The 23,963-nt window shown below is 60.6% G+C and carries 16 protein-coding genes and 1 tRNA gene; 5 read left to right on the top strand and 12 right to left on the bottom strand.

What is annotated here, in order from left to right:
* Nucleotides 1-21: 21 nt before the first annotated feature.
* The gene (gene argS, locus AZF01_RS06655) at nt 22-1,782 is read right to left on the bottom strand and encodes an arginine--tRNA ligase (RefSeq protein ID WP_024709300.1); all 1,761 of its coding nucleotides are present in this window, start codon (nt 1,780-1,782) and stop codon (nt 22-24) included.
* Between the two features lie 53 nt (nt 1,783-1,835).
* Nucleotides 1,836-3,053: a deoxyguanosinetriphosphate triphosphohydrolase gene (locus tag AZF01_RS06650; protein WP_024709299.1), complete on the bottom strand. Its 1,218-nt coding sequence runs from the start codon at nt 3,051-3,053 to the stop codon at nt 1,836-1,838.
* Nucleotides 3,054-3,258: 205 nt separating this feature from the next.
* Here AZF01_RS06650 and erpA point away from each other — a divergent pair, with 205 nt between their 5' ends.
* A complete protein-coding gene (gene erpA / locus AZF01_RS06645) occupies nt 3,259-3,591 on the top strand; it encodes an iron-sulfur cluster insertion protein ErpA (RefSeq protein ID WP_024709298.1) in 333 nt (110 codons plus the stop codon).
* Between the two features lie 79 nt (nt 3,592-3,670).
* Here erpA and AZF01_RS06640 read toward each other — a convergent pair whose 3' ends face one another.
* On the bottom strand, nt 3,671-5,038 hold the full coding sequence (locus tag AZF01_RS06640; protein ID WP_024709297.1) for a uracil-xanthine permease family protein: 1,368 nt from the start codon (nt 5,036-5,038) through the stop codon (nt 3,671-3,673).
* A gap of 204 nt (nt 5,039-5,242) precedes the next feature.
* On the opposite strand from AZF01_RS06640, the gene xth reads away from it, so the two are divergent.
* Nucleotides 5,243-6,034: an exodeoxyribonuclease III gene (xth, locus tag AZF01_RS06635; RefSeq protein WP_024709296.1), complete on the top strand. Its 792-nt coding sequence runs from the start codon at nt 5,243-5,245 to the stop codon at nt 6,032-6,034.
* Between the two features lie 115 nt (nt 6,035-6,149).
* On the opposite strand, the gene AZF01_RS06630 is transcribed toward xth, so the two are convergent.
* A complete protein-coding gene (locus AZF01_RS06630) occupies nt 6,150-6,908 on the bottom strand; it encodes a tetratricopeptide repeat protein (RefSeq protein WP_197489653.1) in 759 nt (252 codons plus the stop codon).
* Between the two features lie 412 nt (nt 6,909-7,320).
* Here AZF01_RS06630 and AZF01_RS06625 point away from each other — a divergent pair.
* Nucleotides 7,321-7,407 (top strand) — tRNA-Leu (locus AZF01_RS06625).
* A 222-nt stretch (nt 7,408-7,629) separates the two neighbouring features.
* Here AZF01_RS06625 and AZF01_RS06620 read toward each other — a convergent pair.
* Nucleotides 7,630-8,724, bottom strand: coding sequence for a porin (locus AZF01_RS06620; protein WP_024709294.1), 1,095 nt, complete (start codon nt 8,722-8,724; stop codon nt 7,630-7,632).
* Between the two features lie 517 nt (nt 8,725-9,241).
* Nucleotides 9,242-12,733 carry a DNA polymerase III subunit alpha gene (gene dnaE, locus AZF01_RS06615; protein WP_036237869.1) on the bottom strand — a complete coding sequence of 1,164 codons (3,492 nt, stop codon included), beginning with the start codon at nt 12,731-12,733 and terminating at the stop codon, nt 9,242-9,244.
* Nucleotides 12,734-13,853: 1,120 nt separating this feature from the next.
* Here dnaE and AZF01_RS06610 point away from each other — a divergent pair.
* Nucleotides 13,854-15,050, top strand: a complete 1,197-nt coding sequence (locus tag AZF01_RS06610) for an IS256 family transposase (RefSeq protein ID WP_061449647.1) — start codon at nt 13,854-13,856, stop codon at nt 15,048-15,050.
* An 87-nt stretch (nt 15,051-15,137) separates the two neighbouring features.
* On the opposite strand, the gene AZF01_RS06605 is transcribed toward AZF01_RS06610, so the two are convergent.
* The 4 genes from AZF01_RS06605 to AZF01_RS06590 form a co-directional block, all read right to left on the bottom strand.
* A complete protein-coding gene (locus tag AZF01_RS06605; protein ID WP_024709283.1) occupies nt 15,138-15,944 on the bottom strand; it encodes an inositol monophosphatase in 807 nt (268 codons plus the stop codon).
* Nucleotides 15,941-17,005, bottom strand: coding sequence for an ABC transporter ATP-binding protein (locus tag AZF01_RS06600; RefSeq protein ID WP_024709282.1), 1,065 nt, complete (start codon nt 17,003-17,005; stop codon nt 15,941-15,943). The genes AZF01_RS06605 and AZF01_RS06600 overlap by 4 nt, the downstream gene beginning before the upstream one ends.
* Nucleotides 17,002-19,209 carry an iron ABC transporter permease gene (locus AZF01_RS06595; protein WP_024709281.1) on the bottom strand — a complete coding sequence of 736 codons (2,208 nt, stop codon included), beginning with the start codon at nt 19,207-19,209 and terminating at the stop codon, nt 17,002-17,004. The genes AZF01_RS06600 and AZF01_RS06595 overlap by 4 nt, the downstream gene beginning before the upstream one ends.
* Before the next feature lie 66 nt (nt 19,210-19,275).
* A complete protein-coding gene (locus tag AZF01_RS06590) occupies nt 19,276-20,298 on the bottom strand; it encodes an ABC transporter substrate-binding protein (RefSeq protein ID WP_024709280.1) in 1,023 nt (340 codons plus the stop codon).
* A gap of 151 nt (nt 20,299-20,449) precedes the next feature.
* Between AZF01_RS06590 and AZF01_RS06585 the strand changes: the two genes are divergently transcribed.
* Entirely contained in the window at nt 20,450-21,442 is a 993-nt protein-coding gene (locus tag AZF01_RS06585; protein WP_024709279.1) for a LacI family DNA-binding transcriptional regulator, read from the top strand.
* 225 nt (nt 21,443-21,667) lie between these two features.
* Here AZF01_RS06585 and AZF01_RS06580 read toward each other — a convergent pair whose 3' ends face one another.
* Nucleotides 21,668-22,801: an ABC transporter substrate-binding protein gene (locus AZF01_RS06580; RefSeq protein ID WP_024709278.1), complete on the bottom strand. Its 1,134-nt coding sequence runs from the start codon at nt 22,799-22,801 to the stop codon at nt 21,668-21,670.
* Nucleotides 22,802-22,858: 57 nt separating this feature from the next.
* Nucleotides 22,859-23,962 (bottom strand): ABC transporter ATP-binding protein, encoded by a 1,104-nt coding sequence (locus AZF01_RS06575; protein WP_024709277.1) that lies wholly within the window; start codon nt 23,960-23,962, stop codon nt 22,859-22,861.
* Nucleotide 23,963: the final 1 nt, after the last annotated feature.

The following is a 23,963-nucleotide window of genomic DNA, read 5'->3' as shown; positions in this document are numbered from 1 at the left end:
TAAGTGCGGATGAGACGGTCCCTAACGCATTTCCTGCGGGGCATCCGTGCCCGTCAGAGCGAGGCCGGAGCGCAGGACGGCGGCCACGGAAGAAACCAGTCCCAGTTTTGCAAGCGTCGATTGTCGGTCACCCTCATTAATAAAGCGTAATTCCGTCTTGTCCTTCCCCTTGTTCCAGTGGGAATGGAAGTTCGATGCAAGATCATAGAGGTAAAAAGCCAGTCGATGCGGCTCCCGCATCAGTGCGGCCGACTCCACAACCCGCGGATACTCGGACAATTTTGCCACAAGTTTGAGTTCTTCCGGCTCGAAATCCGCCGCGAGAACCGCCTTTTCCAGAGATTTCTGCGAAATATCCAGCCCGGCAAAGACTTCCTGTGCCTGCCGCATCACCGACATCGACCGCGCGTGGGCGTACTGCACGTAAAAAACGGGGTTGTCCTTGGACTGTTCTGTCACCTTGGCGAAATCGAAATCCAGCGGTTCGCTGCTCTTGCGATAGAGCATCATGAAGCGCACGGAATCGCGGCCGACCTCGTCCACCACCTCGCGCAGGGTGACGAAATTGCCGGAGCGCTTCGACATTTTCACTTCCTCGCCGTTGCGCAGCAGCTTCACCAGCTGGCAGAGCAGGACGGAGAGCTTTGCGTCGTTGCCGGCAACCGCCTTCGCCACCGCTTCCAGGCGCTTGACATAGCCGCCGTGATCGGCGCCGAGAATATAGACCATCTCATGGAAGCCGCGGTCATACTTGTCCTTGAAATAGGCAACGTCGGCGGCAAAATAAGTGTAGTTGCCGTCAGACTTGATCAGCGGCCGGTCGATATCGTCCCCGACCTCCGTGGAACGGAACAGCGTCTGCTCGCGGTCTTCCCAGTCTTCCGGAAGCTGGCCCTTCGGCGGCGGCAGCGTGCCCTTGTAGACATGCCCCTTGAAGGTGAGATCGTTGATCGCGGTGCGGATCATCGAGGCATCGTCGGCATGAAGCCGGCGCTCGGAAAAGAACACTTCGTGACGGACATTGAGCGCCGCAAGATCCTCCCGGATCATGGCCATCATGGCATCGATCGCCCTGTCCTTGACGATCGGCATCCACTCGTCTTCCGGCAGGTTGTGAAGCGAGGGGCCGAACTCGGCCTTCAGCGCCTCGCCAACGGGCACGAGATAGTCGCCGGGATAAAGTCCTTCGGGGATGGCGCCGATCGTCTCGCCGAGCGCCTCGCGGTAGCGCAGGAACACCGAACGCGCCAGCACGTCGATCTGCGCGCCGGCATCGTTGATGTAATACTCCTTGGTCACGTCGAAGCCGGCGTAGTCAAGAATATTGGCGAGCGTATCGCCCACGACCGCGCCCCGGCAATGGCCGACATGCATCGGCCCCGTGGGATTGGCCGAAACATACTCGACATTGATCTTGCGGTTCGCGCCGGTCGTGCTGCGGCCGAAATCCTCTGCCTCGCCGAGGGCTGCGACCAGCATGCGTTTCCAGAAGGCATCGGACAGGCGGATATTGATGAAGCCCGGACCGGCGATCGACAGTTCGGCGATATCCGCGTCGCTTTCGAGCGCCGCGACGATTTCGCCTGCAAGATCGCGCGGCTTCTTGCCCAGCGGCTTGGCCAGAACCAGCGCGGCATTGATGGCGATATCGCCGTGGCTCGGGTCGCGCGGCGGCTCCACCACCAGGCGCGAGAAATCGAGCGCGTCGCGTTTCTCCGCAATCGCCGCAATCGTCAGCAGCCGTTCGTTCAGTCTTTGCTCAAAGTCGGTGAAGAGGTTCATGTCATGTTCCATGGGCCGCCGTCCGGCGGCGAAAGGCGCTTTCAGCGGCGGCTCTAGCGCAAATCGGGGGTATGGTCAAACAGCTGCCGATGTGTCTTCTCGGCATAGGTATCGGTCATTCCGGCCAGATAGTCCGCCACATGGCGCGCCCGCTGCGCCGGCGTCAGCGCCTCGACGCCCTCGGTCCAGGGATGCGATCCCATCAGTTCCGGATCGGCGAAATAGGCATCGAACAGCGCGCTGACGATCTGTGCCGCGCCGGCGCGGATCCTCATGATATCCGGATGGCGATAGATATGGCCGAAGAGCAGCTTCTTGATCTGCCGGTCGATTTCGGCCATCTCCGGCGAGAAGGTCGCAAGCGTGCGCCCCGAAAGCCGGACATCGTCGGCGCTTCCGGGCCGCGCCTCACGCAGGTTGGCCTGGGTCACGCCGATCACATCCTCGACCATGGCCGTGATCTGGCGGCGCATGATCTCGTTGGTGAAGCGGGCATCCTCGAGCTTGGGATAGCGATCACGCACCTCGCGCATCAGGCCGGCGAGGAACGGCACCTCCTCCAGCATCTCGTAGGTCAGATAGCCCGAGCGCAAGCCGTCATCGATGTCGTGCGTGTTGTAGGCGATATCATCGGCGATCGCGGCGACCTGCGCCTCGAGGCTTGCATGCGTGGAAAGCCAGAGGTCATGACGCCGGCTGTAATCGACGATCGGCTGCGGAACGGGGCCGTCGAGCCCCTCGCCGCCCGGCGTCTGAAGCGGCCCGTTGTGCTTCACCAGGCCTTCGAGCGCTTCCCAGGTGAGGTTGATGCCGTCGAAATCGGCATAGCGGCGCTCCAGGCTTGCGACGATCCTGAGCGACTGGGCGTTGTGATCGAACCCGCCGTAATCCGCCATCTTTTCGTGCAGCGCGTCCTCGCCGGTATGGCCGAAGGGCGTATGACCGAAATCATGCACCAGCGCCACGCCCTCGGCGAGGTCCTCGTCGAGCCTCAGCGCCCGGGCAAGCGAACGGGCGACCTGGGCAACCTCGATCGTGTGCGTCAGTCGCGTGCGGTAGTGATCGCCGTCCTGGGCGATGAAGACCTGGGTCTTGTGCTTCAGCCGCCTGAACGCGGTCGTGTGGATGATCCGGTCCCTGTCGCGCTGGAAGGGCGAACGCGTCAGGCTGTCGGTCTCGGGAAAGAGACGGCCGCGGCTTGTCCAGGGGTCGCAGGCATAGACCGCGAGCGCGACGTCGCCGAAGCCGAGTGCCGATCTGTCGATTGTCATTTTCTATCCTGTTGCGCGAGACATGCTTTTGCGAAACACGGAGAACCCGGATGCAAATTGACCGTTGACGGCCTTCATCGGCGTTCTTAACTAAGATTGGACATGATTGAAAGCCATCGCCGCTTCCGGCGCGGTGGCAAAAGAAATCCTTGCGGCTCCGGGCATTGCAGTTTGGCCCGGGAAGCCGCGCGGCCGGAGAATTGAGATGGATACCCAGACAGTGACGCTTTCCGATGCAGCCGCCCGGCGGATCGCATCGATCATCAGCAGCGATAACGACAAACACGCCCTCAGGGTTTCCGTGGAGGGCGGCGGCTGTTCCGGTTTTTCCTACAAGTTCGACCTTGTGGAAGGCCCGGAAGAAGACGACGTGGTGATCACCAAGGACGACGCGACCGTGCTGATCGACAGCATCTCGCTGGTCTATATGGCCGGTGCGGAGATCGACTTCGTCGACAATCTGCTCGGCCAGTCCTTTCAGATCCAGAACCCAAATGCCGTGGCAAGCTGCGGCTGCGGCACCAGTTTCGCGATCTGATCCGGTCGCAGCCTGAACCGATGCCGGGAATTGACAGAGGCCGCGCCGGAAAGCGCGGCCTCTGTCATTTGGCGGGCTGTCAATCCTTGATGGCCTTGCCGGCATTCTCCGGAATGACCAGCGAAAGCAGGATCGCCGAGAGGCCGGAGAGCGTGATCGGCGTCGCAAACACCTTCTGGATGATGTCTGGCATCTGCTGCATCGACTGCGGCACGAGGGTGACGCCGAGGCCGAGGCCGAAGGAGACCGCCATGATATAGACCTTGCGGTGGTCGATCGGCTCGGAGGCGAGGATGCGGATGCCGGCGACAGCGATCGAACCGAACAGCACGACGGTGGCGCCGCCGAGCACCGGCTTGGGCACCAGCAGGAAGGCGCCGCCAATGACCGGGAAGAAGCCCATGACCACCAGGATGCCGGCGATATAATAGCCGACATGGCGGCTTGCCACGCCCGTCATCTGGATCACGCCGTTGTTCTGGCTGAAGGTCGTGTTCGGGAAGGTGCAGAACAGCGCCGCGATGCCGGAATTGATGCCGTCGGCGAGAACGCCGCCCTTGATCCGCCTGAGATAGACGTCGCCCTGCACCGGCTCGCCCGAAATCACCGAGTTCGCCGTCAGGTCGCCCGTCGTCTCGATTGCCGTGATCAGGTAGACGAAGGCGATCGGAATGAACAGGCCGAGATCGAAATCCAGCCCGTAGCGCAGCGGCTGCGGCACGGCAAACAGCGGCTGGGCGCCGAGCCGCGAAAAGTCGACCATGCCGAAGAAGATCGAAACCACGAAGCCGGCCAGGAGGCCGAGCATGATCGCCGCGATGCGCACCATCGGGACCTTCGAGAAGGAGAAGAAAATGATCACGGCGACGACAAGAAGGCCGAGGAAGATGTTGACCGGGGCGCCAAGCTGATCGCCGGCCCCTGCGCCGCCCGCAAAATCGGTGAAGCCCGATTTCACCAGCGACAGGCCGATGACGGTGATGACGATGCCGGTGACTGTTGGCGTGACGATGCGGCCCATCCGGGTGATGAACTGGCTCAGCACGATCTCGACCGCGCAGCCGACGAGGCAGAGCCCGAAGATCATCGCCAGGATATCCTCGGGCGTGCCGCCCCTGCCCTTGACGGCGAAGCCCGCGGCGAGGATGACCCCGAGAAAGGCGAAACTCGTTCCCTGCACGCTCAGGAGCCCGGAGCCGACCGGCCCGATGCGCCGGCACTGGATGAAGGTGGCGACGCCGGACACAAACATCGACATGGCCAGAAGGTACGGCATGTTTTCGCCGAGACCCAGCGCTCCGCCAATGATCAGCGTCGGCGTGACAATCCCGATGATGCTGGCGAGAATGTGCTGGAAGGCCGCCAGGAAGGATGCGTGCGGCGAAGGCACGTCGTTGAGCTTGAAGATAATATGGTGGTGCTCCGCACTCAGATTTTGTTCGCTCATGATTTCTCTTTCAAAGGCGGCCGAAGCCGCGCGTTGTCCCCTGCTGCTAGCAACTTTTGCGATGCAATTTCCGTGCCACGAAATTGTCACATTTCCCGGTCGCCTTGCAATTCCTTCTTCTGCACGCCGCGGCCGCACGCGGCGTTTGCAAATCGCGGGCGTCCTCTGCATAAGGGTGAGGTCGAAGCACCGAAAGGCGGCCCCATGAAGATCTCGACCTGGAACATCAACGGCATCAAGGCGCGGCTGGACAATCTGCTGGCCTGGCTTGAGACGGAGGCGCCCGACATTGTCTGTCTGCAGGAGATCAAGTCGCAGGACGAGGCCTTCCCCCGGGCGCCGATCGAGGCGCTCGGTTATCATGTCGAGACCCATGGCCAGAAGGGCTTCAATGGCGTCGCGCTGATTTCGAAGACGGCTCCGGACGAGACCAATCGCGGCCTGCCGGGAGCCGACGATGATATCCAGTCGCGCTACATCGAGGGCGTTTTCAGCATCGCCGGCGGCGTCTTGCGCGTCGCCTCGATCTATCTGCCGAACGGCAATCCGGTCGACAGCGACAAGTACCCCTACAAGCTCGCCTGGATGGAACGCTTGAAAGGCCATATTTCACAAAGGCTTAAGCTGGAGGAGCCGCTTATTCTCGCAGGCGATTACAATGTCATCCCCCGCCCCGGCGACTGCCATGACCCGGCCGTCTGGGCGAATGATGCATTGTTTCTGCCGGCCACCCGCGAGGCCTTCAACGCGCTTCTGGCCCTCGGCCTCTACGACGCGGTGACGAGCACGGACGATGCCGGCGGACAGTACAGCTTCTGGGACTATCAGGCGGGCGCCTGGCAGAAGAACAACGGTATCCGCATCGATCACATGCTGCTGTCCTGCGAGGCCGCCGACAGGCTGCGCTCGACCGTGATCGACAAGAAAGTGCGCGGCTGGGAGAAGCCGTCCGACCACGTGCCGGTGACAGCAGTTTTTGATTGCGACTGGCCGTAGACCGCGCCCGACAGAACCTTGCCCAAGAAATCTTGATCGCTGACGAGCGCATGCAAGGACGATATGCGCGAAATCGATGGTCAGCCGCTGTTGCGGCTGCTTACGGAAACAACAATCAAGGGTTGCTTGTGCTCATATTTTGCGCAAGCGCGATGGCGCCGCGGCGGTCGTTCTCATCGACAACGGAGAAACACTTTTCCTGCAGCTCGCGGATCCACGAGCAATCGCCGGGCGCGCAACGATCCGCGGCCATGGTCAGATAGGCAAGGCCGAGCACCGGCTGCCCCTCGTTGAAAACGAGATCGCCGAACACCGCCATGGCGCCGACATTGCCGTTCTTGCGGGCGAGGTTCAGCCATTTCTTGGCCAGGCGCACATTCTTGGCGCCGCCCTCGCCGTTCAGGATCATCCGGGCAAGGCGGAACTGCGCCTCGGGACTGCCGAATACCGACGCAGCCTGGAAATAGAGCTGACGCGCCTGCACCAGATCCACTTCGACCGGCGTGCCGGCAATGCCCGTCTGGTAGTAGCCTGCGAGCGCCAGCAGGGCGTTCACATAAAACCCCGTATCGGGAGAGCCCGGCTCGACATCGTGATTGACGATCTCGGCATAAGCCTTGAAAGCCTCGTAATCATTCTCTGGAACGCCGTCGCCATAGGCATACATATTGGCGAGCGCCCAGCGCGAACCGGTATGCCCTTTTTCCGCGGCATAACGATAGGCTTCGACTGCCTTTTCCTTGTCGCCGTTCTGATAAGCCTTGAAACCGAAACGAAAGAGATCGAACCGGCCGGATTCTTTCGGAACGTCCGTGGTAATATCGAAGGCCCGGGCAGGTCGCCCGACGCCGGAGCCGATCATCAGGCTTGCCATCACCACGACAATGCCGATCTGTCTGTGACCTGTCTTATCCATCATCATTGAACGTTTCTTCACCGAAACACCTGACCGGACACACCTGCCCGGCAAAAACGCCGGCGGCGCCGACCCACGGCCGGACCGAAAACCCTGGTTCGCCGACAACGGCACCAGACCCTTCTGATGCTCCTCCTTTGTGGCGGGAAATGGACGGCCTTCCGCCAAATGCTTTTATGTGAAATTCTGCTGAATTACTGTGACGCAAGCGACACACTTGCAAGTTTGAGTCTGAAAACGAGGCCAAACCAAACACTTGTCCGCAACAAGGTTAAGACAGCATCACCGGCGAACGCCCTTTGGCCGCGCCGGAAGAACCGCGATCAAGTGTTGCCTAAAGACCATCGCCATAATAAAGCTCTTGGCCGAAGCGGACGTGGCGAAACAGGTAGACGCAAGGGACTTAAAATCCCTCGACCGATTGGTCATGCGGGTTCGAGCCCCGCCGTCCGCACCAGCCCCCCCCCTCACGCGCGCGAACATAGAGAAGCGGAATAGCCCGGGCGCGCCGCCTCCGGGCAGCGATGCCGGCCACGCATTCGGCGCGTCCGGATGCGCAAGGCTGCCATTGCCGGAAAGAAGGGCCGTCGTGCAGGTTGCGCCCTGCCCATGCGCAATCCGAAAACAGAAAAACCCGGCCGCAAGGACCGGGTTTCTCAAAACTAGACCTGAGCGCTTCTTAGAAGTCGCGCTGCAGACGGAACCAACCACCCCAAGTGTCGTCCTTGAAGTAGGAGTCCGGCAGGTCGGCATAGTCGAAGTTGACCTTGGCGGACAGGCCGTCAACAATCTCGTAGTCGAACAGAGCGCCGAAGGTGTAGAAGCTCTTGTTCGAAGCCGTCGGGATGTTGACCGAGGTCCACTGGATAGCCGGCGTGATGGTGAACTTGTCGGTGACGTCAAGAGCGTAACCGGCAGCCAGCTGCCATTCGGCGTAGATCGAGTTCGGAGCCGGAGCGCCAGCAAAGGGATAGCTGTCGAACCAGTCATCGAAGGTGTTGGCATAGGCGTTCCAGCCCGAAGCCCACGAAGCACCGAGGTCAAGCTGACCCGGGCCGAGAGCAAGGCTCGTCATCGCACGAACCGAACCGTCTTCGTTGAAGGTGTCGTAGCCACCGTCAACCTTGAAGCCAATGCCGCCGGCCTGGAAGCCAACGCGACCGGAAACGCCGAGGCGAGCCAGGTCAGGGTCGCCGGTGTAGCCAACCTGCGAAGCGGTCAGAGCGTCAAGCGAGAGACCGGCTACGAAGCCGTCGCCCGTGAAGACGTAACGCATCGAGTTGAACTTGGTGTTGCCCGACAGGTCGTCGATTTCGCCGACAAGACCTTCATCCCAGTAGCTCTGGAAATAACCGGCCTGGAAGCCGCCGAGAGCGAGATAGGTCTGGTCGAGACCGAAGGTCGTGCCCGAACCGCCGGCGCTGTGCGCTTCAGCGTTCATCTTGATGACGCCGGTCAGGACACCGAGTTCGGTTTCCGTCTTGCTGGCGATGTCAATCTGAGCCTTGGTGAAAACGTCCCAGGTGCTCGGCTGACCAGCGGCCCACTGCGGGGTCGTCTTGCTCAGGGCGCTAACCTGGAAACGGACGTAACCGCCGATATCGAGGCAGGTTTCGGTGCCCGGGATGTAGAAGTAGCCGGCACCGAAGGTGTCGCAGACTTCAACATAGTTGGCAGCTACAGGCTCGATGACCACAACCGGGTCGGCAGCCTGAGCGCCGGAAGCTGCTGCAACTGCTGCAGCGGAGCCGAGGAGAAGGCTCTTCACGTTCATAATGACCTCCAAATAAGGTTTAAAGCGGGTCTGGGATTTTCGCCGAGGCGTTCCCTGCCCCATCCCCTGGTTTCAAGAAGACCGGGCCGTCTCGCCCTCACTTCCGAGGTTGAACATACAAGACCGCGTCACGATCGCAATCACCAATCATCCGGTTTGTCGTCTTCAGGCCGTCCTTACCTGCTTGCTGTTGCGGATTGGCAACAAGTACCCCCTCCGGAGCGGCAAATCTTTACAAAAGGTAAAGAAAACAAGAGCGAAACAGGCGTCGGATCGCAGTCGGGAACGAACGAATCTGCCTGAAGAAGGCCTTTCCAGGCGAAAATCCGTCCGTCGCAACACGCCATTCGCCCGCAACAGCCTGCCGTCCGCACGCGATTTCGACGGGAATCACCGTGCATGCCGTCTGCCGCACGGATGAACGAGACCCGTAAAGCCAATGCGCCGCGTCCCCCGGCGCCATCATCAAACGGTCCGCCCTTGCCAGTTTCCGGGGCCGCCGCCCCGGCTTAAGGCTTCAGACCAGTTCCACGTCCACGACGCCGGCGACGGCCCGCATGGCCGAGGCCACCTCGGGCGACAGGCGATACTTGCCCGGCAACTCGACCTCGATCTCGCGAAGACCGTGATCCTGGATGACGACAAACGACACCAGGCCCTCGCCATTCTCATTCAGGTGGCGCGCGAGCGAGGCGATCGGCGAATCGTCGCGCAGGAATATCCGCATCGCGCTTTGCTGGCGCACCGCCTCCTCCTCGAGCGACTGGACCGTCTGGATGCGCATGCCGATCCCTTCCGGCCGCATTTCGGCGGAAACGGTGATGACGACCGATGTGCCGGGTTCCAGCAGATCACGGTACTGATAGAGCATCTCCGAAAACAGCACCGCCTCGAACTGGCCGGTGGCATCTGAAAAGGTAACGATGCCCATGCGGTTGCCGGTCCGGGTCTTGCGTTCCTGCTTGGCCACCACGGTGCCCGCGAGCCGGCCGCGGTCCGAACCGTTCTTCACCGAAAGCTGGAAGGCCGAGAAAGCCTGAACGCGCATCTTCGCCAGAATATCGGCATAGGCATCGAGCGGATGGGCCGTCTGATAGAAGCCGAGCATCTGGTACTCGCGCATCAGCCGTTCGGAGTCGGAAAGCGGCGTATAGTCCGGGAGCACGATCTTGGAGACCTGGCCGGCGCTTCCGAAGATATCGGCCTGGCCGCTGGCGCGATCCTCCTGGGTTCGCTGGGCAAGGCCGATGATGCGATCGAGTCCGGCCAGAAGCGCCGCGCGGTCATGGCCGAAACAATCAAACGCGCCGGCGCAGATCAGGCTCTCCAGAACCCGGCGGTTGACGAGCTTGGGGTCAATGCGCTGGCAGAAATCCTCAAGATCGACAAAGGGCCTCTCGCCGCGCGCCGCGACGATATGATCGACGGCCGCATCGCCGACGCCCTTGATGGCGGCAAGCGCATAGTAGATCCGGTCCTCGCCCGGCTCGAAATGCCGGTGGCTCGTCTGGATCGACGGCGCCACCACCTCGATGCCGAGCCTTCGGGCGTCGTGCCGAAAATCGTTCAGCTTTTCGGTATTGGCCATGTCGAGCGTCATCGACGCGGCAAGGAACTCCACCGGATAATGCGCCTTCAGAAAGGCAGTATGATAAGAGACGATGGCGTAGGCCGCGGCATGCGACTTGTTGAAGCCGTAATTGGCGAATTTCGCCAGAAGATCGAAGATCTCGTCCGCGCGCTGCTTCTTGACGCCCTTTTCGACCGCGCCCTCGACGAAACGGACGCGCTGCTTGTCCATCTGCTCCTTGATCTTCTTGCCCATCGCGCGGCGCAGAAGGTCGGCCTCACCGAGCGAATAGCCCGAAAGCACCTGCGCCACCTGCATCACCTGTTCCTGGTAGATGATAACGCCCTGGGTCTCGGCGAGAAGATGATCGATCATCGGATGCACCGACTCGATCTCCTCCTCGCCGTGCTTGCGCGCATTATAGACGGGGATGTTTTCCATCGGCCCCGGCCGATAAAGCGCGACAAGGGCGATCAGGTCCTCGATGCGGTCCGGCCTCATCCCGATCAGCGCCTTGCGCATGCCGGCGCTTTCCACCTGGAACACGCCGACTGTCTCGCCGCGGGCCAGCATGTCATAGGTGTCGTGATCATCGAGCGGAACCAGCGACAGGTCGACCTTGATGTCGCGCCGAGCGATGAAGTCGACCGCCGTCTTCAACACCGTCAGCGTCTTCAACCCGAGAAAGTCGAACTTCACGAGACCGGCCTGCTCCACCCATTTCATGTTGAACTGCGTGACCGGCATGTCCGAGCGCGGATCGCGATACATCGGCACCAGTCGCGAAAGCGGCCGGTCGCCGATCACGATCCCGGCGGCATGGGTCGAGGCATGCCGGTAGAGCCCCTCGATCTTCTGCGCGATCGCCAGCAGACGCCCGACGATCGGCTCTTCTTCGGCGGCCTCCTGGAATTTCGGCTCGTCCTCGATCGCCTTGGCAAGCGTGACCGGATTGGCCGGATTGTTGGGCACGAGCTTGCTGATCCGGTCGACCTGCCCGTAAGGCATTTCCAGTACGCGGCCGACATCGCGCAGGGCGGCACGCGCCTGCAGCGACCCGAAAGTGATGATCTGCGCCACCTGGGCGCGTCCGTATTTCTGCTGAACGTAGCGGATCACCTCCTCGCGCCGGTCCTGACAGAAATCGATATCGAAGTCCGGCATCGACACGCGCTCGGGGTTGAGAAAGCGTTCGAACAGAAGCGAGAAGCGCAGCGGGTCGACATCGGTAATCGTCAACGCATAGGCGACAAGCGAGCCCGCGCCCGAGCCGCGGCCCGGACCGACGGGAATATCATGTTCCTTGGCCCATTTGATGAAGTCGGCAACGATCAGGAAGTAGCCGGGAAACTTCATGCTCTCGATGATGCCCAGTTCATAGTCGAGCCGCTCGACATAATCCTGGCGACTGTGCCCCTCGCTCAGCCCCACATGGGAGAGCCGCGCCTCGAGCCCCTCGACGGCCTGTCGACGCAACTCGAGCGCCTCGGCCCGCTCGGCCTCCTCCGGATCGTCGGAAGCGCCGGTGAAGCGCGGCAGGATCGGACTGCGCGTCTGCAGGATGAAGCCGCAGCGCCGTGCGATCTCGACCGTATTGTCGAGCGCCTCGGGAAGGTCGGAAAACAGTTCCGCCATTTCCGCCTGCGTTTTCATGAAGTGGTCCGGCGTCAGCCTAAAACGCCGGTCGTCGGAGACAATGGCATTATGCGCGACGGCCATCAGCGCGTCATGCGCCTCGAAATCCTCGCGCGCCGGGAAAAAAGGCTCATTGGTTGCCACCAGCGGAAGTTCAAGCTCATAGGCCAGATTGATCACATGGCGTTCGCGCTGGAGATCAAAAGCACCCTGACGCTGCAATTCGACATACAACCGGTCGCCGAAAAGCGTCTTGAGCGCTTCCAGACGCTCGCGCGCCTTGGCCTCGAAACCCGAGGCGAGCGCTTGGTCGATCGGACCGCCCGGCCCACCGGTCAGAGCGATCAGACCGTCCGCCCGGCCTTCCAGCCAGGACTTCCGGATATAGATGCTGTCATGCGCCTCGCCGCCAAGATAGGCCTCGCTGACGAGGTGCATGAGGTTCGCATAGCCCGTTTCATTGGCCACGAGAACAACGATCGCCGGCAATTTTGCCGGGAGGTGGGACCCGCCGCGCCGATCGCCCTCGCCGCCGTCTTCCATGTCGATCGACAGCTGACAGCCGATAATCGGCTGCAGCCCCTCCCCGATCGCCTTCTGCGAAAATTCGAGCGCGCCGAACAGATTGTTCGTGTCGGTGACGGCGACTGCCGGCTGCCGGTCATCAAGGGCAAGCTTCAGGATTTTCTTGAGCGGCAAGGCTCCCTCAAGAAGGGAATAGGCCGAGTGGGTTCTCAGGTGAACGAATCGAACCGCTGCCCCGCCCGACCGGTCATCGCCGCCGTGTCCGATCACATCTGCCATTGCCTGCTCCGTCGTGCCTTACCATGGATCCTGATCCTCGCAGGCCGGCCCGGCCCGCGCAACGCCAACAAAACATATGCACAGAAAGCTCGCACCGCTGTGAGGTGGCGGGCGTATCTACATTGAGCTGACGATCAGCGCCATGCTGGTCAGGAACAGCGTGATCGAGAAGAATGCCGCCACATCGCGCAAAATTTCTGTCATTTTCGCCTCCGTTTCGCTTTATGTTTTTATTATGTTCTGTTTTTGTTCCTTTTGCAAGCGTCCTCGAGATATTTTCCGCCGTGGCCGGCCAAGTCGGGCCGCGGCTACGCCGAACCCTTCGTCGGCATGGGCGGCGTATTTACGGCCTAACTCCGGACACTCAGATCAGTCCGCCGATTTTTCGAAAGCTATCGGTCTGCGTAAGCAACTGTGATGGCCGTGATCGGGCGATGCACGAACCCGCTACGCGGCAAACGCGCACCGCTGTCCGGGGGAGCAGGCGACCGTTGCACTTGTCGCCGAGGCAACACGCCTGATGACACACGAGATGTCATTCGAAGTGCCTGAACAGAACCTCAATGTGCCGCTTGACCGCATCCCAACTGGCCCGGAAAGCGGGTTCGCGCTGAAGAACATCAGGCGACTTTGACATTCACGGTCCCGCAGCCATCGGCCTGATGAGGCCTTGACGATCTTCACTTTCACGACATACGCGGAACGACCGTGACGATGCTGTTCGAAGCCGGGTGCAACTTGGGAGAAATTGCATCCGTCACGGGCCATTCCTTAAGGCGCGCTCGGGAAGATTCGAACTCCCGCCCCCCAAAATTTCGTAGTTTTGCCAATACACTTGATCGCAAGGCAATTTTCTAAAAAAGAGCGTCAAAGCCGACACAAACAAATCAATGAGTTATCGTCCATTTGCAAACTCTATTCTGAACATCATTGCAACCTTTTGCGGGCTTCCTTTGCCAGGGCAACCGCACGGTTCGGTTCGCACACGCTGTACCGTTCAGGCCAACTCACATCCGTGGTTAAGGATCGTGTCCCATGACGTGGTGTAGCTGGATTTCATAGCCATCGGTGATTTCCGGTAGGGTCGGGTTGCTTAGAACCAACCTTAAGGACACCACCGATGACCGACGACATGATGAACCTGCGCTTGGCTGTTGAGAAGAGCGCTGATGCCGATTTGCTGCGTGAGATGATCGGCTTTGCAGCCGAGAAACTGATGGCGCTGGAGGTGAGCGCGAAGACAGGCGCTGGATACGGCGAGAAGACCACGTTCCGGCTTGCCCAGCGCAACGGCTACCGCGATCGAGACTGGGAAACGCGAGCGGGCACCGTTGAGCTGCGCATCCCCAAGCTTCGCACCGGCAGCTATTTTCCGAGCTTTCTCGAACCACGCCGGATGGCGGAGAAGGCTCTGACGGCGGTCATCCAGGAAGCCTATATCCAGGGCGTTTCGACCCGGTCCGTCGATGATCTCGTCAAAGCCATGGGCATGTCGGGCATCTCCAAGAGCCAGGTCTCGCGACTTTGCGAGGAAATAGACGACAAGGTGAAGGCCTTTCTGGACAGGCCCATCGAAGGAGAATGGCCCTACCTCTGGATTGATGCCACCTATCTGAAGGTCCGACGCGGCGGGCGCATCGTCTCAGTCGCCGTCATCATCGCGGTGGGCGTGAACACCGACGGCCGGCGCGAAGTGCTCGGCATGGAGATCGGAACATCAGAAGCCGAGCCGATCTGGACCGAGTTCCTGCGAAAGCTGACCAGGCGCGGGCTGCGCGGCGTCAAGCTCGTCGTCTCCGATGCCCATGAGGGGATCAAGGCCGCCGTGACGAAGGTGCTTTGCGCCACCTGGCAGCGCTGCAGGGTCCACTTCATGAGAAACGCATTGGCTCATGCCGGAAAGAGCGGGCGGCGCGTCGTCTCCGCCTTCATCGCCACCGCGTTTGCACAGGACACGCCGGAGGCGGCGAGCACCCAGTGGCGCAATGTCGCTGACCAGATCAGGCCGAAGGTGCCGAAACTCGCCACGCTCATGGACAACGCCGAACAGGACGTGCTCGCCTACATGACCTTTCCCAGGCAGCACTGGGCAAAGCTTCATTCGACAAATCCGATCGAGCGTCTCAACGGCGAGATCAAGCGACGCACTGAAGTCGTTGGCATCTTCCCCAACGACGACGCCATCGTCAGACTGGTCGGTGCCTTGCTCCTGGAGCAAAACGACGAATGGGCCGTCCAGAGGTCCCGCTACATGACACTTGAGACAATCGCCACGATGAGCGATGATCCGCTCATCAGCCTGCCAGCAGCAAGCTGACACTCATCCGCCCCTCTGGGATGAGCCGTGGTCGTCTAAGCTACACCACGTCATGGGACACGATCTGGTTAAGGGAAGAGCTGCGGGCTACCATTCAGGCGACTGGCCAAACCCGCATATACTGGCAAGTTCCGCGTATGCGCCCGCGCACGCGCCTAGAACTGGCGCTGGCGCGGTCAGCCCGGGACCGTTCGGAAAGGCAAGCACACGCCCGCCAGCTTCCTGGATCAAGCAGTAGCCTGCGAGGCAATCCCATGCGCTCATCCGCGGTTCAACGTATCCGGTGAGGCGACCGGCGGCGACCCAGGCCAGCATCAAGGCGCCCGACCCGTATCGGACCCACCCTGCCCCGGCCTCTGACAGCTCGGCCAGCATGCGCCCGACACGCTCGCTGGAGACGCGGTCATTGGCACCGACACCCAACAGGCCGGACCTGAGATCCCCGTCCAGAGCGCGGACGGGCTTGCCGTTCAACGTAGCCCCTTGCCCTCGCGCCGCGATGAATAGCTCATTCAGGACCGGTACATAGATCACGCCGAGGATCGGGCCGTCCTCGTCACAGGCGCCGATCGACACACACCAGCCTGGCAGGCCGTTTAGGTAGGGAGCCGTGCCGTCAATCGGATCAATTACCCAGGTCACGCCGGAACTGCCTTCGCTCAAGCCGTGTTCTTCGCCGAGTTGCGCGTCAAGCGGGAATGATCTGTTAAGCCCGTCCCGGATAAGCGTTTCGACTTCGAGATCCGCCTGGGACACCAGATCGGTCACATGGCGTTTTTGCCGCACCAGTAGTTCCTCGCGGTTCTCGAAATAGGCAAGAGCCAGCTTGCCGGCGCGCCTGGCAAGCTCCGTTGCCGTATCGAGCCTGCTCTCAGTCATGATTGTTCCGGTCATGCATTCTCCTGCGGAATAAGCGCGACGCCCCTCGGGCGAACTTCAAGTCGGACGTTTGAACCGGCCGGCAACGGCACTTCGCTTTCGTCATCGACCACGAATATGCGTCCAAGCGGACCATCGATCTCGTACTCGACGTGATCACCGAGATAAGCCGAGGAGGCGATTGTGCCCGGAACCCCCTGCCCTTCGGATCTGACCTTCATGGCATTGGCATGGAGCGACAGCCGTGCCGGGCCCGGTTTAGTGCCGCGCGACGGCAGCGCGATGGTTACCCCGCCCACTTCGACCTTCGCAATATCGCCTTCGATGGACCGAATATGCCCATCCACAACATTGGCCTCTCCGATGAAGTCGGCAATGAACTCGGAAGCTGGCGCTTCATAAAGCTCGCGCGGTGACCCAATCTGAGCGACCTTCCCATCCTTCATGACAACGATGGTATCGGAGACAGCGAGCGCTTCTTCCTGATCATGCGTGACGTAAACAGCCGTGAAACGAAGGCGCTGCTGCAGCGTGCGGATATCCGTGCGCACCTGGCGACGCAGTCGGGCATCGAGATTCGAAAGCGGTTCGTCGAGCAGCAGGACCTGTGGCTCTAGAACGAGTGCGCGCGCCACGGCGACGCGCTGCTGCTGGCCGCCGGAAAGCTCTGCCGGCAGGCGCCCTGACAGACCGGAGAGCCCAACGACTTCGAGCGCCTCCTCGGCGCGCTTGCGCGCCTCACCTGATTTGATACCGCTCGCTTCAAGGCCGTAGGCTACATTCTGGCCAACGCGCATATGCGGAAAAAGCGCATAGCTCTGGAACACCATCGATACGTCGCGCCTGTCGGCAGGCAGGCGGGTGACATCCTCGCCGCCGATCATGATCTGGCCTTCGGTAGGGCTTTCCAGACCCGCCAGCATGCGGAGCGTTGTCGTCTTGCCGCATCCAGAGGGTCCGAGCAGCGTGACAAGCTGGCCTGGCTCAATGTCGAGCGAGAGGTCCGGAATGGCGGTGAAATGGCCGAAGCTCTTCCGCACATTGCGAAACGCCACGGCACCTTTTGTATGTGTCATCCGAGTGCTTCCTTCTTGATGGGGGCTGCGGCGTCCTTCTCTTCTCTTCGGCGAATGCGACGTTCGCCAACCAGAAGCTGAAAGCCGCCAATGACCGTGATCATCACCAGGATCAGAACCGAGGAATAGGCGATGGCAATGCCGTATTCCCCGTTCTCGACCAGGCCAACGATGTAGGCGGTCGCCATGTTGTATTTCGCGCTGACCAAAAAGATCACAGCTGAAATCGAGGTGATTGCGCGAACGAAGCTGTAGACCAATGCTGCCAGGATGGCCGGGCGCATGAGCGGCAGGATGACCTTGCGCATCGTGCGGCCCGAGCTTGCCCCGAGTGTCAGAGAAGCCTCGTCAAGCGATCCGTCCAGCTGTGACATGGCCGCCACCCCTCCCCGCACGCCGACCGGCATGTTACGGAAGACAAAGCAGGCAATCAGGATTACCGCCGTACCGGTCATCTGCAGAGGCGGAAGGTTGAATGCCATGATGTAGCTGATGCCGATGACTGTGCCGGGAATGGCAAAGCTCATCATCAGAGCAAATTCGAAGACAGAGCGCCCCGGAAATCTCTGCCGAACAATCAGCCAGGCCGTCAGAAGTCCGACGGCGGCGGTCAACGGCGCGGCGATCAGAGCGATTTCCATTGTGGTCCAGAAGCTGTCCCAGGCAACGCCTGTCCAGCGGATGCCGTTTTCCCAGCTGATACCGAACGCCCTCGTGTAGTGCGCAAGCGTCAGCGAGTGATCAAGCCCCCAGATGCTAACGAAGCCGCCGAAGAGGATCATCGCATAGACCGTGATGGTGAACACGGCCCAGATGACAGCTACGGTTATCACCGGGATGGCTACGCGATGCGGCAGCTGTATATGCCGTCCGCCATCCCCTTTCCCCGTCACGGTCGAGTAATTCTTGCCGGAAAGCCACAGGCGCTGAGCAAGGAAGGCCGAAAGCGTGAACACCAGCAGGACTGTGGCGAGTACTGCCGCGCGCGCAGGGTCATTCTGCGCACCGACGACAGCAAAGAATATCTCTGTCGACAGAACGCCACCCGAGCCGCCGAGGACCAAAGGGTTGCCGAAGTCAGCCATGGATTCGATGAAACCGATCAGGAACGCATTGGCCAGCCCGGGCGCCATCAGCGGCAGCGTAACCTTGCGAAAAGTGCGCCAGCGGTCCGAGCGCAGCGTCTGGCTTGCCTCTTCCATGGATGGGCTGATCCCATCGACCACGCCGATCAGAACAAGGAAGGAAATCGGCGTGAAGCTGAGCATCTGGGCAATCCAGATTCCTGTCAGCCCATAGAGCCAGCGCCCCAGCTCCAGACCCGTCGCGGCTTCGATCACATTGGTCAATGTGCCGGAGCGACCCAGCAGCATGGTCAGCGCAAGGCCGACGACGAAGGGCGGCGTGATAATCGGCAACACCGTCAGCAGCCGCAGCGATTTCTTGAAGCGAAACCCTGTTCTGGTCGCCACGAGCGCGAAGACCAGCCCCAGCAGCGTCGTCCCTGTCGCTGTACAGACGGCCAGAAAGAAGGTGCGCCAGGCAACGCCGCAATTGCCGCCTGCAAGACAGGCAAGTGACCAGATCTTTGGGTCAATGATGTTCCTGCGCACGCCCTCCGTCGTGAATGAGCCATCGAATTCCTGAAAGGCGCCGGTGAACATGGATACCAGCGGGTAAAAGACAAAGACCGCGACAAGCAGCACCAGCAGCGTAATGCAGGCGAGTACGAAGGCATCGCCCTTCAATGCGCCACGCTCGGCGGCTCCGAAAGCAATCATCAGCGCAAAGACGGTGCCAATGACCACGGCACCTGCCCCAAAGGCTGGCTGTCCGGATATTTCCCCGAAGGTGGCCTCCAGAAGGCTCCAGTTCCAGCCACGCATGCCGATCGAAAGGCCCTCGACCAACATCCAAAGAAGTCCCGCAACGCCGATATTGATCAGAGCGCGTCCCCGATCCCCCGGGTGTCGTGTGACACGCAGATAGAGCGCTGCAAGAAGCATCAAAAAAACCGGCAGGAGCTGCCAGCGGCCCGTAAGGAGCTGGGCAATGCCCGGCCACAGGCTGTCTGAAACGACGAAATCACTCAGCCATTCGAAGCTGAAAAATCCGGAGCGGACTCGATACCAAGGCAGGGCGATGAAAGCGACAATCGCCGCCGCCAGGATCATATCGAGCCTGCGGTTGTCTCTGGATGTCATGACACTGTCCGATGAGTTCAGGGGCGCGAACGCAGGCAGGCTCCAGCCTGCCTGCGTCAGGTCACGTTATTGGAGCGGCAGGGACCCGATTTCATCGTCCCACCGCGCCAGCAGGGCCTTGCGCCTTTCCGCGCTGCCATACTCGGCAAAGTCATAGTCGATCAGCTTGATCGTCGACAGGTCCGGCGCCTCTTCGGGCGGCGTCGCGCTGGCATTTGACGGAATCTGGAATGAACCTGCTTCCGGCATCATGTTCTGCACCTCTGCCGTCAGCACCCAGTCATAGAAGGTCCTGGCTGCTTCCGGATTCTGCGCACCCTCGATCATGGACATGGAGCCGATCTCATATCCCGTCCCCTCGCAGGGGGCGACGACTCCGATCGGGAAACCGGACACTGCCTGAGCAACAGCGTCATGCTGAAAGACAATACCCAGTCCTGTTTCACCGCGTGCCGCCGCTTTCACGGGAGCACTGCCGGATTTTGTGTACTGCGAGACGTTCGCGTGCATTTTTTTCAGAAAATCGAAAGCTTCGTCCTCACCCATCAGCTGGACGAGCGTTGCAAGCGTCGTATAGGCCGTGCCGGACGAGTTCGGGTCGGCGATCTGGATCTCGCCCTTCAAGGCAGGGTCCAGCAGGTCGGCCCAGCACTCCGGAGCGGCGATGCCCTTTTCCGCAAACAGCTCTTTATTGTATCCCCAGCCCAAAGCACCGGAATAGACTCCCACCGTACGGAAATCAGAGACTTCTGCCTGTCCTTGCGCCCAGTCCTGCAACTCGGCCAGCATTGGCGACTTGTATTCGGCGGTCAACCCGTCATGTCCCGCCTGAAGATGAGGGTCTCCCGTCCCTCCCCACCAGAGATCGGTTTGCGGATTACGCGCTTCGGCCCTGATTTTCGCATAGGCCTCACCGGATGACATTCTCACCATGTTCACATCGGTGTCCGGATGGCTGCTCTCGAACTCAGTGACAAGCCGTTCACAGATGACGACATCGGCCGAGCAGATCAGGTTCAACTCGTCCGCCATGGCGCTGGCGGGCAACATTATTGCTGCGCCCGCAAGGGCGCACTTCAATGTATTCATGTTCTCCTCCCATTCCCGTTTCCGGGTGCTGGCATGATGCACAGCTGTGCATTACCTTGAATTTAAAATTTCCTTATGTCAATAAACTGTAGCAATTTGGCGTTAATTCTATGAATTACGCCAATGCACAGGTTTGCAAGAAGACAGCATCATGAGAACTCAGGTAAGTGCGAAAGATGTAGCAGAGCTGGCCGGGGTCTCTCGCACGGCGGTTTCTAGAGCCTTCACGCCAGGCGCTTCCGTTTCCTCCGAAACCCGCGCAAAGGTCTATGAGGCGGCCGAGAAACTCGGGTACCAGGTGAACAATCTGGCGCGCGGTCTTCTGACATCGAAAACGGGGATCGTCGCTCTCATTGCGGCCGAGATTAATACGCCCTATCGGTCCACCCTGCTTGCCGCCCTTTCGAGCCAGTTGCAGGCTGCTGGCAAGGTCGGCATGCTGATCAATACGGACCGGTCGGACGAAAGCGTCGCCCAGGCCTTGCGGCAGGCCATTTCCTATCGCACGGAAGCGGCGATCATTCTCTCCGGCATGCCGGACACATCGCTGGCGGAGATTTGCCTTCGCAATGGCATGCGCCTGGTCCTGATCAATCGCGATGAAGAGCGCGCCGGCACGCTTCAGCTAAGGCTGGACGACGCTGCTGCCGGGCGCCAAGCGTTTGCCGCCTTGTTCGCCGCGGGTTGCAGGCGGATGGCATTTGCCTCATCTCTGGCGGGCACCCCGAGCCTCGAGGACCGACGCAAGGGCTTTGCCGCCGCTGCGGCTGATGCAGGCTTGGCACTCATCGAAGATGCAAGCGGCATGACCTCCTATCAGACGGGGCTCGATGTCGGTATGCGTCTGCTGACCCGGCCGGAACGTCCGGATGGCATTTTCTGCTCGACCGACTTGATCGCGTGCGGCGTGCTCGATGCTGCCCGTCAGCGTCTGAAATTACGTGTGCCCGAAGAGGTTTCCATCATCGGCTTCGATGATATCGAGCAGGCCACTTGGGACAGCTACAATCTGACGACCTTCAGTCAGCCGGTTGATGATTTTGCCAAGGCTGCGGTCAGCTACCTTTCCGAGCCGGAGCATGATGAGCCGCGTTCGATCATGCTGTCCTCCCGTATGGTGTGGCGGAAGACCGTCCGAGACTAGGACCTTCCGAATCCAGATCCGTGCAAGCAGGACAGCCACGGGTACCCAAGCGAACAAGAGTGGACTATCGACGCTTCTGGTATGATGCTGGTGCCTTCTCCCCGCGTCGACCGTTCGCATGGACGCACGCCCTCAAGGAATCAGCGTGTTCCCTCGGATTCTTCTGCTGTGTTCAGATGCGGAAAGCCGAAATTCATTTCCGACTTCCCGCTTGCTCAATGCTATTTAGCGATTGTTCACGATCCAGAAGTCCTGCCAGTCCTGAAGCTTGGCAAAATCATCCGCTGTGGTCGCGGAGTCGGTGACATGCAGCTGGTCGCGGACATCGAACACGCCGGAATGCTCGTCTTCGGGCATGACCGCATTTTCGTTGGTCGAGATCTTGCCGTCGGAGAGCTGCGGTGCCATGCCCTCGCCAGTCATCATATAGTGCACGAACAACTTGGCGGCGTTCGGGCTGTCCGTTCCAGCCGCAATGACAGCGACGCGCGGCGTCAACTGACCGATAAATGGCTTCAGCCCCTCGCAAATCCCCATGCTGTAGCCATCACGGTCGGCATGGCGGAAGATGGCCGCGCTCAGCAAGCCCATGAACGGCTTTTCCTGTCCCGGAGCGCCGATAATCGGACCGACATCGGAATCGCCCTTGGTGACGACCGGCTGATTGGCGGCGAGGCGTTTCACCCATTCCGCGGTGGCGCTCGCTTCATCGGTATCAAGCGGCTCACCGAAATAGGCTTCATAGGCCTCGGCCATTTTGTCGTCAGAGTTGGTGGCAAGCTGGTTGAACCAGAACATGGTTTCATTGCGCAGGAGCGGATCGGGAATGGCCACGCGCCCCTTCCAGTCCGGTTCCGTCAGCGCCCACATGTTGTCGATCGGGCAACCGTCGGTATAGACCGCGTCATTATAGGCCCAGACCCACGGATTGAGGCTGGTGATCGCCGGGTTGCGGTAATTTTCAGGAACCTCATCGGCAAGATCCGGTGGGAACCAGCTGACGCCGAAGCCCTGCGGCAGGATCTGCGAGGTGACCGACGGCAGGTTGCTCATGTTGAAGACATCCGTGCGCACATTGTTGGACTGCGCCTCGCGGGTGATGACCTGTTCCTGCTCGGAAGCGGACATTTTGACGCCCGTCGCCTGAACGCCGTATTTCTCCGTGAAGTTCTCGGCCATCGTCACAATCTTGCCGGTGGCGTCGATGACCGTGATCGGTTCTTCCTGACGCGCCGCTTCGATGAGGGCGTCAAGCGAGTAGTCCGAATCGGATATGCCGAGGTCCTGCGCGTTGACGGTGGACGACAGCAACACCCCGCCAAGCGCAAGAGCCGTGGTTGCCAGGATCATGGTTTTCATGGGTTTCTCCTCCAGATTAATCCGGTTTTTGGGTAAAGATGGAATCGCATGCGGCTTTCAGGCCGTTGCGATCCGGTTGTCCTCGCTGTCGAAAAGATGCAGGTGGCCCCGCTCGACAGCGAGATTGACGGCATCGCCGGCACGTTGCGACGGCGTGCTCTCTGTGATGGCGAAGACCTTGCGGCCTTCGACAAGCAGCTCGATGATCCAGCTTCCGCCGGTCGGCAACACGTCGTTCACGTGTGCACCTGCGGCAACGACGCAGTCCGGGCCCGCGTTTTCTCCCTCGGGAAGAACACGGATCGCCTCGGGCCGGATGCCGACGGTCGCGACTTTCGCCGGCTCTGCATGATCAGCCAGCATCGTCCGCGTCCAGGTGGCCAGAACGCCGGTGTCGCCATGGGAGATATCGATGAAGTTGATCGGCATGCTTCCCACGAAGCCCGCGACAAACCGGTTCGCCGGTCTTTCATAGATATCCGTCGGATTGCCCAGCTGCTGGAGCGTGCCATCGCTCATCACCGCGATTGTCGTGGCGAGCGTCATGGCTTCCCACTGGTCGTGGGTCACGAAAATGATCGTCGCCCCCATTTCGCGGTGGATTCGCTTCAGTTCCGCGCGCATTTCCAGCCGCAGCTTGGCGTCCAGGTTGGACAGCGGCTCATCGAGCAGGATGATGCCGGGGCGGGTCGCAAGCGTCCGGGCCAGTGCGACACGCTGCTGTTGCCCTCCGGAAAGCTGGCTCGGATAGCGATCGCGATACTGGGCGATCGAAAGCGTCTCCATCACTTCGGCAACGGTCTTGTCGCGTTCGCTCTGCGGCACTTTCCGAAGCCTCAGCCCGAATGCGACATTCTCTTCGACGGAAAGGTGCGGCCAAAGCGCGTAACTCTGGAAGACCAGGCCAAGCCCCCTCTTTTCAGGAGGCGTATAGATCCCGTCATCGACCGAAACGATCGGTTTTCCATCGATCAGGATCTTGCCATCCGTTGGGTGCTCCAAACCGGCAAGCATGCGCAATGTCGTCGTCTTGCCGCAGCCCGAAGGGCCGAGAAGGCAGAGGAACTCACCATCCGCGATTTCGATGTCCAGGTTCTCGACGGCCTTCGGCGCATTCTTCGCATAGGCTTTCGAAATGTTTACGAGATTGATATTCGACATG

Origin of the sequence: Martelella sp. AD-3 (genome assembly GCF_001578105.1) — a bacterium.
Lineage (GTDB): Bacteria > Pseudomonadota > Alphaproteobacteria > Rhizobiales > Rhizobiaceae > Martelella.
This window is presented reverse-complemented; position numbering and strand designations above follow the sequence as displayed.